Origin of the sequence: Mesorhizobium sp. M0051, from assembly GCF_040323235.1 — a bacterium.
GTDB lineage: Bacteria > Pseudomonadota > Alphaproteobacteria > Rhizobiales > Rhizobiaceae > Mesorhizobium.
The window spans coordinates 55,918-69,270 of sequence record NZ_JAMYUT010000027.1 but is presented as its reverse complement, the minus strand read 5'-3'; the positions used below and the strand labels follow the sequence as shown (position 1 = coordinate 69,270).

The following is a 13,353-nucleotide window of genomic DNA, read 5'->3' as shown; positions in this document are numbered from 1 at the left end:
CCGATAGCTCATGGGCGGCTTGAGGCGGCGATCGCGGGATAGTCGGTATAGCCAGCGGAGCCGCCGCCATAGAGCGTCGCCGAGTTGAATTCCGTCAGCGGCGTGCGCGTCTTCAGCCGTTCCACAAGGTCAGGATTGGCGATGAACGGGCGCCCGAAGGCGAACAGGTCCGCCTTGCCCTCGGCGAGCCGCGACGCCGCGAGTTCGAGGTCATAGCCGTTATTGGCGACATAGGTATTGTTGAAGCGCCGGCGGAGCGATCCGAAGTCGAACGGCGCGACATCGCGCGATCCGCCCGTGGCGCCCTCGACGACATGGATATAGACGATGCCCAAAGCGTCGAGTTGATCGACGATATAGTCGAACTGCGCCTGGGGGGCGCTGCTCGAGACGCCGTTGGCGGGCGAGACGGGCGAAATCCGGATGCCGGTGCGCTCTGCGCCGATCTCCTCGACCACCGCAGTCGCAACCTCCAGCATCAGCCGGGCGCGGTTCTCGACCGATCCGCCATAAGCATCTGTGCGGACATTGGCACCGTCCTTGGCGAACTGGTCCAGCAGATAGCCGTTGGCGCCATGAATCTCGAAGCCATCGAAACCGGCCTCAATGGCGTTCGCGGCTGCTTGCCGGAAATCGTTGACGATCCCCGCAAGCTCGTCGAGCCCCAGCGCGCGGGGCTCCGAAACCTCGACAAAGCTGTTGTTCACGAACGTCTTGGTCGCGGCCCGGATTGCTGAGGGCGCCACGGGCGCGGCGCCGTTCTCCTGCAGATCGACGTGCGAGACGCGACCAACATGCCAGAGCTGCAGGAAGATACGCCCGCCCTTGGCGTGCACGGCTGTCGTGACCTTGCGCCAGCCGTCGATCTGAGCCTGGGAGTAGATGCCGGGCGTGTCCTGGTAACCTTGTCCCTGCCGCGAGATCTGCGTGGCCTCGGAGATCAGCAGGCCGGCGGAGGCCCGCTGGCCGTAATACTCGGCGGCAAGATCGCCCGGAACCAAGCCCGGGCCAGCGCGATTGCGCGTGAGGGGCGCCATGACGATACGATTGGAGAGCGTCAGCGAGCCGAGAGAATAAGGCTCAAAAAGTGCTTTGTCGGTCATAGGTCACCTTGTTTGTCCCCGCCGCGACGAGGTCGTTATCAAATGGATTCGTTGGTGCTCAGGCGACCTTGCGGTACCGCTCAGCGGGATGTTCGTTCCGATAGTTCGGAAGCATGGCCTGGCGCGCAGCCTGAAGCGCGTCCCACTGACCGGCATCGGGAAGTGGCGGGATGGTCACCGGTTCGCGGCGGTCAAAGCCGACCAGCGCCGCGTCAACCAGATCGTCCACCTCCATGACGTTGGAGAGCGTGTTGATGTCGGCGCCGACGTGGCCCCAGATCTCGGTTCGCGTCGTGGCGGGCAGCACGGCTTGGACGTAGACGCCCTTCGGCTCAAGCTCGAGGCTGAGCCCCTGCGACAGAAACAGCACGAAGGCTTTGGTTGCGCCGTAGACCGTCATGCCGAACTCCGGCGCCAGCCCGACTACGGAGCCGATGTTGACGATCGACCCTGCACCCGCCTTCGCAAGACGCGGGGCGATGGCGCTGGCAAGTCGCAGAAGCGCGGTCGTGTTGAGCGCAACGAGCCGGGCGACGTCATCGGTGCTCTGCTCGATGAAGCTTCCGCCGATGGCCGTTCCGGCGTTGTTGACAAAGATCCCGATGCGGGCGTCGTCGCGCAGCCTCGTCTCCACCGTTGCAAGCTCGGCAGGCTGCGTAAGATCAGCCTGGATGATGTCGATCGCAACGCCAGTTTCCTGACGGAGCCGGGCTCCCAGTGCTTCCATTCGTGCCACGTCACGGGCAACCAGCACGAGGTCGTGTCCGCGGCGGGCGAACCGTTCGGCATAGGAAGCGCCAACGCCGCCGGCAGCTGTCCGACGGCGGGTCTTGCCGCGGCTGTCCGCCATCAGACCCCGGCTGCCCGCTCAGCCATGACAGAGGGCCTTCGATAGCAGATCGACCATTGGCAAGGCGCTCCCGAAGCTGGAAGCGGCGGACAGACGCCGCGCGGCGATCGGAAGCTTTGCGGCGATGGTGGGGGCAGTGATCCTCGCCCGGGCGATCGACGATCCCGCGCTGTCGGATGAAGTGCTTGAGCAGACGCGTGCCTGGGTCGATGCCGGGATCAGCCAAGTGTCTGCCAGCTAGGTGGTCTGCGGCGGGAGTGCTCTTGTCGAGAGCAATGCGGCTATCGTCGGTGGTTGGGTGGCTATCTTGCAGAATATCGCACCGCAGCGTGCAATCAGGGGGATTCGCGAACCAAGAGGATTTCGAACTTCCCTGTTGAGGCAACCACGCTGTCGCCGGCAGCCGCGAGCGGCTGCGGCTCGTGCGCATGGGCTTGGCCTTGCCGTCGGTCGTAACACGGTATGCCTCAACCGGCTCCGCGATGCTCTTGACCTTCTGCAGGCCCATCGACTGAAAGCCGAAAGCCAGCTTCTTCTCAACCTCGCGCGACCTTCGCCGAAACCCAGATACCGCCAGGCTCAGCAAGTTGTTCTAGTCGCGCCGCGATATTTACGCAACGAAACCGCGCATTCCATCGCCTCGATGACAGAAGAAAACTCCGCCAGCAGACCGTCGCCCATCAGCCTGAAGATAGTGCCATGATGACGCGTCACTGTCGGCTCGAAAAGTTCCTTATGACCGGCGCGCACCCGCTGATGCGCACCTGCCTCGTCTCGCTCCATCATGGTAGAATATGACCGGGCAGGCCAAAAACCTGCATGGGGTTCTCCTATGATTCGAGCTTCGCAACCCGAGTTACGGAGAACCCCTCCTCAACTGCAAGAATCTCATATCTGTCTGAGCGCGGTCAGCGACTTGATGGGGGCCGTAACCGGAATGGCAGCTTCTGGCGCCCGCATTCAAGCAGATGGGATTTTCTCTGCCTGACCACACACGACAGCCAACATCACGGCTAAGAGGTCGGTTTGCACTAAAACCGAAGTTCCGAAGCATATCTCAACCATCGGATGGAGCGGGATTGGCACCGCCGTGAACTCGTGTCCGCGCCGGTTTTCAAGTCCCGTGCCTTGGCTAAAACTTCGTGACTGAACGGATTCATGCGACGCCTTAGGTTATTGCTTCCATCTCGTTTTACTAAAACCGCTGCGCACTTTTGGGCGACATATACTAGTGCCCGGTTCCCGCAGCCTTTTGCCGACGACACTTGACCGCCTCCAGCAGTTCGCGCTCGCCGGTGTGAACATTTTGAAAAATGGCCACGACCATCACCGCCAAGATTTCGGCGTCCGGGTCTAAAGGGTCGAGATGTTCATTCGCGCAGACCCGATCGAACACACGTTCGCAAATAGCCAGATCGTGAGGGCTGAGGCAGGAGTGATTGAAACGCCGACGCAGCATCTGTGCGAACCTTTCAGCGCCTGCCGCCCGTGCTTTGCGGCGGGCTTTTTAGTGATGAACCGCTGTCACGATGGAATGCTTAGGTGACAATATCGTCCACAGGTGTATTGGAATCAGTTTACCTGCTACCTGATGATTGCTCTGTTAAGAGTCCCAAAATCAGCGCGCACTCACGAGCTCTATATTGCCCGGCAGTCATAAGCTGGTAGTAATCTCGCTGCTTGTCTTCCGGGACCTGAAATCCGCGTCGAAATTCCGCCGCTTCTTTCGGAGTTCGTGTACAGCCGATTTTGCTGGCGGTGACTTTCAAACTGGCCAGCGAGCATCCGATCTTTGCCGCTATAGCTTTCAACGGCTCATTGTTACCGTATCCCTCAAGAATTACCTTGCGACGAGCTTCGCCGTTGAGCTTTGTGGTCATTTCGGTGACATCCTCAACTCACTATTTCACGATGCCAGATTTTATACGCATCAGGTTGAGGAGCGTCGTTATCTTCGCATCCAGAAACTTATCCCGGAATGCATTTCTTACTGTAATCCAGCGTGATCGCCGTTTCGGTCGACTGGAGTTCCGCCAGCCTTGCCAGATGCCTGAAATACACCACATGATTGAAAGGGGCATGGGCATACCCGATTCGGATATGGCACCACGCGATGGACACCAAGAGGCAAGACGAGGCTCCTGCGAGGCAGCCGCGGGACCGTGAGCGACGTCGTTGGTCGCGCGAAGACCAACCCCGCAATGAGGCCGCTCCATCGTTCGCGCCGGCGCTGGAACCTCTGTCCTTTTCAACGCTCGAGCTGGCGCCAGGGGATCAATTCGCCGCTTGGCAAGCGCAAATGGCGCCGCTTGTCGAAGTTAGTTTGCCGGACGACAAATCGCTGGACGATGGTTTCCCCGCCGACCACACAGCCTGGAATCTCGGTGGCATGCTGATCGTTCAACAGCGCGCGCCGGCACATAGCTACATGCGTTCCGCCGCGAAGCTCCGATCCAGTTCGATCGATCATTGGTACATCGTCTTGCCGCGTAGCGGCCGGTCATGGACGGAGGTCGATCGCCGCGTTGCGGAAAACCAGCCGGGCAAGTTGGAGATCAGATCGCTTGGCTACCCGTTTCGCGGGAGGGTAACGGACTCGGAAAGCCTCTTTCTCTATCTGCCGCGTGATTTGTTCTCTGATGCGGCGTCAACCCTCGACGCAAAGAACAATTCAATTATGTCCGGCAACTTTGCCAACCTCTTTGTCGACTATGTCAACAGCATAGAAGCAAGACTGCGCAGTCTCACGGCTGAAGATCTGCCCCGCATCGTACACGCAACACGCAGCATGATCATTGCCTGCCTCGCGCCTCCGGCGGAACATGCCGCGGCCGCCGAACAATTGGCGAGTGTCGCGCTGATGGAGCGAGCGCGTCGATATGTCCAAACCAATCTGGATGCGGCTCATCTGGCACCCGATTCAATGTGCCGAGCGCTCGGCGTATCGCGCTCTCGTCTCTATCAATTATTCGAACCGAGCGGTGGTGTTCTCCATTACATACAAAGTCGTCGACTTCTGGCAGCCCATATTGCGCTTAGCGATCCGGCGGACAGCCGACGAATTGTCGATATCGCTGAGGCCTTCGGGTTTAGTTCAGCGGCTAATTTCAGCCGAGCATTCAGCAAGGAATTCGGTTACAGCCCCCGCGAAGGTCGCAGTACTGTGGTGTTACCGCGCCCCGCCCACTCTGTTTCGCTTGCTGAACACGAGAAGGCGTGTTCCTTTGAAGGTTGGCTCAAAGCGCTCGGAAGCTGAGTACAAGATTGGCGGTGGTTGAGGGGGCGGGCTCAAAACAGGGGAAGGCCACGCCGCCTCACGGACCAGAATATTTCGTGCCGCGTCTACCGCGCCATCAATCATATAGCCAATTCGAAACAATTCCCGAATTATTAACCAACTGTGACTGTTGATCATTATCGTCGAAAACCACAGCGGAGCACGCATTGCACCTATGCCGTATGCCGCACTTGTTAAGACTGCGAGTTAAAAGTTTGCCAAACTTGATAGTTATGTTATTTTTGAACTGGCGGCGTGGATTCGCGCCGCTTATGGAGGTGGCTCTTGGCTCCAGAGGCATCAGGCGTCGGCAAGGGGAGTGACGGGCCTTCCTCAAGCGATGTTCGACGTCCCGGCGAAGCGCTTCTCGCTGACCTTTTGGCCAACACGACCGAGCTTTTGTCGTTCTACGACCGCGACTTCTGTCTGACCCACTACGCAACCAAGCTCAGGGGCGTGTACGGAGGCGCGGTGACACCGGGTGCCGCCCTTTGGGAGATCTACCCGAGCTTCCTCGATGCGAGGTATCGCGGCGAATTTCTTCGTGTGTTCCACGGTGGCTCACCCGCAAGCATCGATTTGCCGCGGTCATCGGGCGAAGTGCTGCGGTCCGTTTTTGTTTTCGCCACTGCAAATGGTGTGGGAATCATTGAATCAAGGGGGCGCGATGGGCGCACCATGACGGACGAGCAAGAGCATGTAATTCTGCTCCATCAGGCGACGCACGACATGCTGACCGGACTGCAGAATCGGCGGCGATTCGGCGAGCGGCTTCAGCAAGCGTTAGCGGCCCTCGGTGAACTGAAGCCGAAAGCCGCCCTGCTGCAGATCGACCTTGACGATTTCAAAGCAGTCAACGACACGCTTGGGCATGGAGCAGGCGATACGCTTCTTCAGCTCGCGGCGGGCCGTATCCGCGACGCGCTGCAGGACGGCGAATCCGCGTACCGGTATGCCGGCGATGAGTTCGCTGTCATTCAATTGGGAAAAGAGCAGCCAGCGGAAGCTGAGCGCCTCGCCGGATCGCTGGTCGACGCGTTCAAGAACCCGTTCGTCATCAACGGCATTCCCGTCTTCGTCGGCTCGAGTATCGGAATTGCTTTCGGGCCGGAGCACGGGACCGATGGCGAACAGTTGATGAAAGCCGCTGACATTGCTCTTTACGCGGCTAAGACAGATGGACGCGGCTGCGCTCGAATATTCAACCGTTCGATGCTGCTCTTGCTTGAGCAACGCGAGAATCTGAGACGCAGCCTTCGAACCGCGCTGGAGCGGGGCGAGCTTTATCTGGAGTATCAGCCGCTCATTCGGCCCCCCTCGTCGGTGATCGGTTTCGAAGCGCTGCTGCGGTGGCGGCACCCTGAGGTCGGAATCATTCCACCTAACGTGTTCATACCGATCGCCGAAGCCGACGGTCTGATGGAAGAGATTGGACGATGGGTGCTCGAGGAAGCCTGTCGCCAGGCATTGACGTGGCCTTCCTCGCTGACAGTCGCGGTGAACCTGTCACCAGCTCAGTTCCTTAGCGGTTCACTGACGGACACCATCGCCCAGATCATCGACGCAGTTGGAATCGAAGCCGACAGACTTGAACTTGAGATAACGGAGACGGTCCTGCTTGAGAAGACGATCGACAATATCGATACGTTGAATACCCTGAACGTCCTGGGAATACGAATTTCGCTCGACGATTTTGGAACATACTACTCATCGCTAAGCTATCTTAAGAACTTTCCCTTCGATACTCTGAAGATCGATCAGTACTTCATTGCGGACCTGGAGACCGACCTCAAAAGCCAAACGATCGTGCGATCGATCATGAACCTGGCGCACGGCCTAGGGATAAATGTCACTGCCGAGGGGGTCGAGACATCGGCACAGGCACGGTGGCTGATCAAGGAAAATTGCGATTGTCTGCAAGGTTATTTCCTGGGGCGGCCTCTCCCAGCCGAGGCGATCGGCGATTTCATCAAGCGGTCCCCGCCGAGGGTGGCACGAGCGATGCAGGAATCAAATCGGGCGCTCTAGCGCTTCGAACCCTTTTGCTAACGATGAAGTGGGGATTTGTGGAACGATCGAGGGCAATACCGCGCAATTGTTCAAGTCGGTGCCAGACTGCCTGACCACGGGCGTTGAAGTTTTTCGTCGCGGAGGCCATCACCCCGCGGGGTTCAATGCTGAAGCAACAAGTGAGGATGCCGATGGGACCTGTTCATCATGACTTGGCTGACGGCGGACCGACCTTTGAACCCATGATCCAGATCGACATGGGAATCAAAGCTTTTGTCTCAGCCTGGAGACACTGCGATTATGTCTCGACATACATGGCCCGGATGATCAGTCAGAACAGGTCTGACTCGGTCCGGCATTCAAATCTTTTTTCCTCCGCCTTCAACGAATTGCTCGAAGTCGCCTTTCGCACGCGCCATGCCGATGGCGAACTGGCATGCAGGGTGTCTCGCCATGGCGCGACAGATAGGATCGAGTTGACATTTCCTTGCTTGCCGGCGGAGCGCCAATTTTACGAAGAAGCCGTGTCGCAACTTGCAGGAATGGAGGCCAGAGAGCGATACCTCAATTCGGTGTCTGGGGATCTCGCGCCGAGCCGCGGGGTCATACTCGTGGAACTGGCTGTCGACTACAACGCGACACTCTGGATCGAGGAGGCCGACGGCGATGCAATCAAGCTTGTCCTGGATCTTCCGCTCGAGGGCTTGCAAAATTGAGCCCATACGACCTTCTCCCGCGCTTTAAGGCGCAATATGACGCGAACAACCAGGAGTTCTCCATATCGGGAGTGGTCCGGCCTCAGGCGATCGATGAGCTTGGGCCCAGCATAGCATTGCTTCGCGATGCGATCGGCCGTGTGCGCGGCGTTCTCTACGTCAATGTCAGGCGCCTGACGCAGATGAACAACGCCGCGTTTCACATCTTTTCGAGGATCATCATCGACGCCTGTCGCGCTCGACCCGATCTCAAATTCGTCGTCATCACGTCAAGCGTCGTCGGATGGACCTCGCGAAAATTCGGTCGCCTGAGCGGAATTGAACCGAACATCACCGTCGAGGAATATGATACCGAATTCTATCCGGGGCAGGGCTTTCTTGAGGAAGGCGGGTTCGTGCCGATCCTGCGTACTCAGACAAAGATGACATGGCGCCACGAGCGGGCAATCTTGCCGCGACACGGGATGAGGCCCGGGATCGTCATGGCCGACATCTGTTGCGGGATCGGCGATTTCGCTGTGCTCGCGCAGAAGGAGTTCCAGCCATCACGCATCGTCGCCCTCGACCACTCCAGATCAAGCCTGAACTATGCTCGACGAGTGATGCGGGAGTTCGACATCCGAGGCATCGAATATACGTATGGCGATGCGTCGGAGATGCTGCTCGACGAAGCGCAGTTCGACTTGGTCACCTGCCGACATTCCCTGCAAATCTTCAATCGACCTGAACTCATCCTCAAGGAGCTCTACCGCATCTGCAAGCCAGGCGGTCGGGTCTATATCACGAACGAAAAGAATTCGCATTGCCTCGGCGAGCCGCGCGGCGAAAGCATTCGCTGGACCTACGACGAGGTGGCGAAGCTGTTCGGGCATTTCGAGATGGACGTCGAGCTTGGGCCCAAGAGTCGGCGATACCTGGTGGAAGCTGGATTCGAAGACATCCTTGTGGAGACCTTCATGGTCACTAACCTGGACGGCGATCCGCAGGACTTCGCCGATGTCATTGCAGCCTGGGCGGATGTCTATGCGGGCGAGATGGCGACCAGACGCGGCGATGGGCCGGAGTTCGTCACGCGCTTTCGGCAGGGCTTCGAGGACCACATTTTCGCTGCGCTCCACCCCAAGGGTTATGCGGGTTGGCCGATCTGGGTCGCATCGGGGCGACGGCCGCAATGAAAGCCGCCGATGAGGGAACGCCGCGCTTCGGCTTGCGCTCGTTTCGAGCGAAATTCGTGTTGGTCGTTGGCGGCGCCGTGCTGTTCGACCTCCTTTTGAGCGGTGGCCTGGCGCTTTGGAACGTTCAAAAGCTGTCGCGCGATGCCACATCGGAAGTCGGTGAGGGCCTGACGACCGCAAACCAGGAATACATTCGTTCCTATGCCCAATCGACAGCGCTGAGCGTCGACCTGCTGCTCGATCGAGTTCATGGGGACGTCAAGGCGTTGGCCGGCGTGCTGCAGGCCCAGATCGACGATCCAAGCAGGCAGCAACAGGTCGGAGCCACCCTTTCGCAGCAAGCGCCCGGCTCGGTAAAGGTGGTCTATGACGCGCAGGGCGATTGGGCACAGAACCTGCCGGGCGCGCCGTCCGTGGTCAGCGTCTGGGGCTACCTGCTGGGCGCCGACCACAGTCCGCTGCCAAGCGTCCAGCAGGCAATAGAAGACAGCACCGTCCTAGACCTCGTTGCGCCGACGCTAATGGCCAGCGGGTCATCCAAACTGCAGATGTATTATATTGGTCCAAAAGAACGGCCGATATTTAGGACCGTACCGTATACGGACCAGGCACAGACCTTCGACAAGCTCTATCCGGGCCACAACAAGGCGGAATTCTGGGAGTTCTTCTTTCCGGGTATCTACGGGTCGTGGCAGCAATGGGGTAGGGATCCGGCCTCTCGGCCGGTGCCCGATGACATTACCCAGACGGCGCCCTACACCGATGCAATCACGGGAAAGCTGATCGTCAGCTTTTTCCATCCGCTGTGGACGCGTGATCACACCGGTATTGCCGGTACAGCGGGAGCAGACATCACTCTCGACCAACTCGCGGAAGTCGTCGAACGCGTGAAGATCGCTGAAACCGGGTTCGGCTTTCTCACGATGTCGACTGGCAACGTGCTGGCGATCAATCCGTCGGGCCAGGCAATCATCGGCCTGACGTCATCGAGCGATGCGGGCAGCCAAGGCGTCACTGGCCTGGAGAGGTCACTGCGGGGAAGCACGCAGCCGGCTATCGCAGTGCTGCCTCTCGACCAGAACAATGACGGCGTGATTCAGCATATCATGCTCGACGATAAGGGCGAACACGTACCCTACATTGTTGTCCTCAAAAGATTGAAGCCAACCAATCTGTGGAGTTCAGGACCGATCAAGTCCGAAACGATGTCGGTCGGGATCGTCGTTCCCGAACGGGAGATCTATGCGTCCCTGTTCGCCGCGCAGGACAGTATTTCCCGCGCGACCAACCGTGTCCTGCTTTTTCAGATCGCTGCGATCGTCGTTTCGCTTCTGATAGTTTTTGCCGCCGTGCTCGGAATTTCGAAGCGGATCACCGCAGGTCTCAGGGCGCTCGCCAGCGCCGCCCAGCGGCTACAGTCCAAAGATTATTCGGTCCGCGTGAGCATTCCAACGCGCGACGAGGTTGGAGCGGCAGGGATCGCTTTCAACCGGATGGCCGAGCAGATCAGCTTTCACACGGAAAACCTCGAGCAAATCGTCGACGAACGAACTCGGGAACTCGGGGATGCCAATCAGGAGATTTCCGCACTCAACGAAAAGCTGCAGGATGAGAACGTCCGCCTTGGCGCCGAACTCGCGGTCGCTAGGCAGATACAGATGATGGTCCTGCCGAAACAATTCGAACTCGAAGCGATTCCAGGGCTGGAGATCGCGGCCTACATGCGGCCGGCCGACGAGGTCGGCGGTGACTATTATGACGTCCTGCAGAACGGGTCACGAGTCAAAATCGGCATCGGCGACGTGACCGGTCATGGTCTTGAGAGCGGCGTGCTGATGCTCATGGTCCAATCCGTTGCACGCGCGCTGCAGGAGACCAACGAAAGGGATCCGCACCAGTTTCTGGATCGGCTGAACAGAGCGATCTACAAGAACATCGAGCGGACGAACACCGGCAAGCATCTCTCGCTGGCCTTCCTTGACTTCGAGGATGAGCGGGTAACGCTATCCGGCCAGCATGAGGACGTTCTCGTCGTGCGTGCGGACGGGGACGTCGAACGTATCGACACGATGGATCTGGGTCTGCCGGTTGGCCTAGAGAATGACATCTCGAAGTTCATCGCCACGCGCGACATCGTGTTCGGGAGCGGCGACGTGATCGTGCTGCACACGGACGGAGTGACCGAGGCGGAAGACCAAGACAGAAAATTGTTCGGATTCGAGCGCCTCTGCGAGAGCGCACAAAAGCGTCGCGGCAGCAGCGCCGAGGACATCAAGACCGGCATCATCGACGATCTGATGGCCCATATCGGGATCCAAAAGATCCACGACGACATCACCCTCGTGATCATAAGGCACACATAGCCATGACAACGCTGTTCGGGACCCCTGACGTTGCAACTGGGATGAAGGAGAGCGTCAGTCGCGTGCGGCTGTTCGACGGACCTCTCGACTTGAGTTGGCGTCATTGTGCCACGACCTCGGACTTCATCGCCGATCTTTTCGCGTTGCGCTTCCGGTCGTCCCGCAATGACTACATGGAAGTGCGGCACAGCATTGGATATCTGGTCAACGAACTCATCGAAAATGCCGTCAAGTTTCGCGCACCGGGTGAGATCTTGATCGAGGCGTCGATGGATTCGGAATGCTTCAAGCTCAAGGTGTCGAATGACGTCGATGGTGAAGATGCGTCCGAGTTCCAAAGTCTCCTGGCGGACATCACGGTTGGCGACCCCATGGACCTGCTGATACAGCGAATTGAGGCCAATGCCGCGAACCCCGACGTAGGAGGCTCCGGAGTTGGATTGCTGACGTTGATGAGCGACTACGGCGCGCGCCTGGCTTGGATATTCAGCGCCGCCGACGAAAGCGATCGGATTTGCGTGGAGACATATGCCTCCATTCCGATCTCGCAAATTCACAACTAAATGAAACGAAGCTAGCTATGGAAATCAAGACAGACGACTACCGCGTATGGAATGAAGGAAGCGAAATTTTCTTCGACGGTGCAATGCGGCTTGCCAGTTCCGACGCCGGTGCGCCTGTCACGGCGTTGGCGACCAGTGTGCTTGCCTCGAATCCCGCTTCCATTACGCTCAATCTGAAGGACCTCCACTTTCTCAACTCTTCCGGCATCAACCTGCTGGCGAAATTTACCATCGAGGTGCGCAAGCATCCCGGTGTTCGACTCGTCGTGCGTGGAACGCCCGACATACCCTGGCAATCGAAATCATTGCCGAATCTGAAGAAGTTGCATCCTGCTGTGGTGCTTTTGATGGACTAATCAGCTCGCTCGAAATTAGCCAAAACACTGCCTGGTTCCAGACCGCCGCAACGAGCGAGATATGTACGCCAGGACAAGTATGTGGATGCGAAGCTAACGACAATTCGGCCTGACGCGCAGATGCTCGCAATGGCTCGGCGGGGGCTCGGCACAGGCGGCAGGCGTCCAGGTTGGGGAGACGACGGGCTGCCTGTGCCGATCAGCCGCCGCTGCGCGATCAAAGGTGGCGTCATTGAGTAAGCATGCCAAGGTGAACGGCGGCCGGCTGGAGTTCATTCCGCCGCAGATCCCGACTCGGGTCGAGGAGCCGCCCGAAGATGAGGGATGGCTTCACGAGGTCAATCTTGACGGCTACCGAACGCAGGTCATCATCGATAAAGGCGGCGTGCGTCTTTACAGCAAGAACGGCGGCGACTGGACCACGAAATACTGGCCTATCGCGCTGGCTGTCGAGCTGCCATGCCGGGCTGCCATTATCGACGGCGAGATCATTGTGCCAGGCGAGCAGGGCCCTCCCGATCGCCCTTCGCTCGAAGCCGCGATCTGGAACGAACCGGGCCGGCTGGTGTTCGTCGCGCTCGACATCCTCCATCTCGACGGTCGCAATCTAGACTCCTTGCCGTTGCTGCAGCGCAAGCAGGCGCTGTGGCAACTGGTTGAGCACGGCCCCGGCAAGATCCAGTACAGCGAGCATTTCGAGGGCAGTGCGCTAGCGATTTTCCGCGCCCTCGAAAAGGTGGGGCTTGAAAGCATTATCTCGAAGCGCGCCGACAGCTGCTACAGGAGCGGACTGTCGAATACATGGCTGAAGGCCAGATATTTCGAGGGACCCGATTTCTGAGCTTCGACGACCGCTTCTGGCGTAACGACGACCTCAGGATGGCGCCAGCAATTACGCGGTCAAGTCGGCCGGAATGACCGACATCAGACGCATTGCCGC

General features: G+C 58.8%; 12 protein-coding genes and 2 pseudogenes. 9 read left to right on the top strand and 5 right to left on the bottom strand.

What is annotated here, in order from left to right; genetic code table 11:
• Positions 1-8 precede the first annotated feature (8 nt).
• Positions 9-1,103: an alkene reductase gene (locus NKJ90_RS24650; protein WP_023762107.1), complete on the bottom strand. Its 1,095-nt coding sequence runs from the start codon at positions 1,101-1,103 to the stop codon at positions 9-11.
• A gap of 58 nt (positions 1,104-1,161) precedes the next feature.
• Positions 1,162-1,953, bottom strand: a complete 792-nt coding sequence (locus NKJ90_RS24645; protein WP_023762106.1) for an SDR family NAD(P)-dependent oxidoreductase — start codon at positions 1,951-1,953, stop codon at positions 1,162-1,164.
• Here NKJ90_RS24645 and NKJ90_RS24640 point away from each other — a divergent pair.
• Positions 1,903-2,194, top strand: a pseudogene (locus NKJ90_RS24640) (TetR/AcrR family transcriptional regulator); the annotation flags it as partial. The gene NKJ90_RS24645 and the pseudogene NKJ90_RS24640 sit on opposite strands and share 51 nt — an antisense overlap.
• A gap of 192 nt (positions 2,195-2,386) precedes the next feature.
• On the opposite strand, the pseudogene NKJ90_RS24635 reads toward NKJ90_RS24640, so the two are convergent.
• The 3 genes and pseudogenes from NKJ90_RS24635 to NKJ90_RS24625 all read right to left on the bottom strand — a co-directional run.
• Positions 2,387-2,739 (bottom strand): annotated as a pseudogene (locus NKJ90_RS24635) (adenylate/guanylate cyclase domain-containing protein); the annotation flags it as partial.
• A 442-nt stretch (positions 2,740-3,181) separates the two neighbouring features.
• On the bottom strand, positions 3,182-3,412 hold the full coding sequence (locus NKJ90_RS24630) for a hypothetical protein (protein WP_031260381.1): 231 nt from the start codon (positions 3,410-3,412) through the stop codon (positions 3,182-3,184).
• Between the two features lie 118 nt (positions 3,413-3,530).
• Entirely contained in the window at positions 3,531-3,833 is a 303-nt protein-coding gene (locus NKJ90_RS24625; RefSeq protein ID WP_352487074.1) for a hypothetical protein, read from the bottom strand.
• 233 nt (positions 3,834-4,066) lie between these two features.
• Here NKJ90_RS24625 and NKJ90_RS24620 point away from each other — a divergent pair, with 233 nt between their 5' ends.
• From NKJ90_RS24620 to NKJ90_RS24585, 8 genes are all read left to right on the top strand, one after another.
• Positions 4,067-5,209: a helix-turn-helix domain-containing protein gene (locus NKJ90_RS24620; RefSeq protein WP_352487073.1), complete on the top strand. Its 1,143-nt coding sequence runs from the start codon at positions 4,067-4,069 to the stop codon at positions 5,207-5,209.
• A 306-nt stretch (positions 5,210-5,515) separates the two neighbouring features.
• Positions 5,516-7,258 carry a putative bifunctional diguanylate cyclase/phosphodiesterase gene (locus NKJ90_RS24615; RefSeq protein WP_502904946.1) on the top strand — a complete coding sequence of 581 codons (1,743 nt, stop codon included), beginning with the start codon at positions 5,516-5,518 and terminating at the stop codon, positions 7,256-7,258.
• Positions 7,259-7,431: 173 nt separating this feature from the next.
• Positions 7,432-7,956, top strand: coding sequence for a ubiquinone biosynthesis methyltransferase UbiE (locus tag NKJ90_RS24610; RefSeq protein WP_352487089.1), 525 nt, complete (start codon positions 7,432-7,434; stop codon positions 7,954-7,956).
• Positions 7,953-9,131: a methyltransferase domain-containing protein gene (locus NKJ90_RS24605; protein WP_352487072.1), complete on the top strand. Its 1,179-nt coding sequence runs from the start codon at positions 7,953-7,955 to the stop codon at positions 9,129-9,131. Before NKJ90_RS24610 ends, NKJ90_RS24605 begins: the two co-directional genes overlap by 4 nt.
• Entirely contained in the window at positions 9,128-11,494 is a 2,367-nt protein-coding gene (locus NKJ90_RS24600; RefSeq protein WP_352487071.1) for a SpoIIE family protein phosphatase, read from the top strand. The genes NKJ90_RS24605 and NKJ90_RS24600 overlap by 4 nt, the downstream gene beginning before the upstream one ends.
• Positions 11,495-11,496: 2 nt before the next feature.
• Positions 11,497-12,057 carry a slr1658 superfamily regulator gene (locus NKJ90_RS24595; protein ID WP_352487070.1) on the top strand — a complete coding sequence of 187 codons (561 nt, stop codon included), beginning with the start codon at positions 11,497-11,499 and terminating at the stop codon, positions 12,055-12,057.
• A 17-nt stretch (positions 12,058-12,074) separates the two neighbouring features.
• Positions 12,075-12,413, top strand: a complete 339-nt coding sequence (locus NKJ90_RS24590; protein ID WP_352487069.1) for a slr1659 superfamily regulator — start codon at positions 12,075-12,077, stop codon at positions 12,411-12,413.
• A gap of 232 nt (positions 12,414-12,645) precedes the next feature.
• On the top strand, positions 12,646-13,254 hold the full coding sequence (locus tag NKJ90_RS24585) for an ATP-dependent DNA ligase (protein WP_023762308.1): 609 nt from the start codon (positions 12,646-12,648) through the stop codon (positions 13,252-13,254).
• Positions 13,255-13,353 lie beyond the last annotated feature (99 nt).

Coding starts and splice junctions, on each gene's coding strand:
- NKJ90_RS24650 (WP_023762107.1), bottom strand. CDS start 1,103: ATGACCGACAAAGCACTTTTTGAGCCTTATTCTCTCGGCTCGCTGACG.
- NKJ90_RS24645 (WP_023762106.1), bottom strand. CDS start 1,953: ATGGCGGACAGCCGCGGCAAGACCCGCCGTCGGACAGCTGCCGGCGGC.
- NKJ90_RS24630 (WP_031260381.1), bottom strand. CDS start 3,412: ATGCTGCGTCGGCGTTTCAATCACTCCTGCCTCAGCCCTCACGATCTG.
- NKJ90_RS24625 (WP_352487074.1), bottom strand. CDS start 3,833: ATGACCACAAAGCTCAACGGCGAAGCTCGTCGCAAGGTAATTCTTGAG.
- NKJ90_RS24620 (WP_352487073.1), top strand. CDS start 4,067: ATGGACACCAAGAGGCAAGACGAGGCTCCTGCGAGGCAGCCGCGGGAC.
- NKJ90_RS24610 (WP_352487089.1), top strand. CDS start 7,432: ATGGGACCTGTTCATCATGACTTGGCTGACGGCGGACCGACCTTTGAA.
- NKJ90_RS24600 (WP_352487071.1), top strand. CDS start 9,128: ATGAAAGCCGCCGATGAGGGAACGCCGCGCTTCGGCTTGCGCTCGTTT.
- NKJ90_RS24595 (WP_352487070.1), top strand. CDS start 11,497: ATGACAACGCTGTTCGGGACCCCTGACGTTGCAACTGGGATGAAGGAG.
- NKJ90_RS24590 (WP_352487069.1), top strand. CDS start 12,075: ATGGAAATCAAGACAGACGACTACCGCGTATGGAATGAAGGAAGCGAA.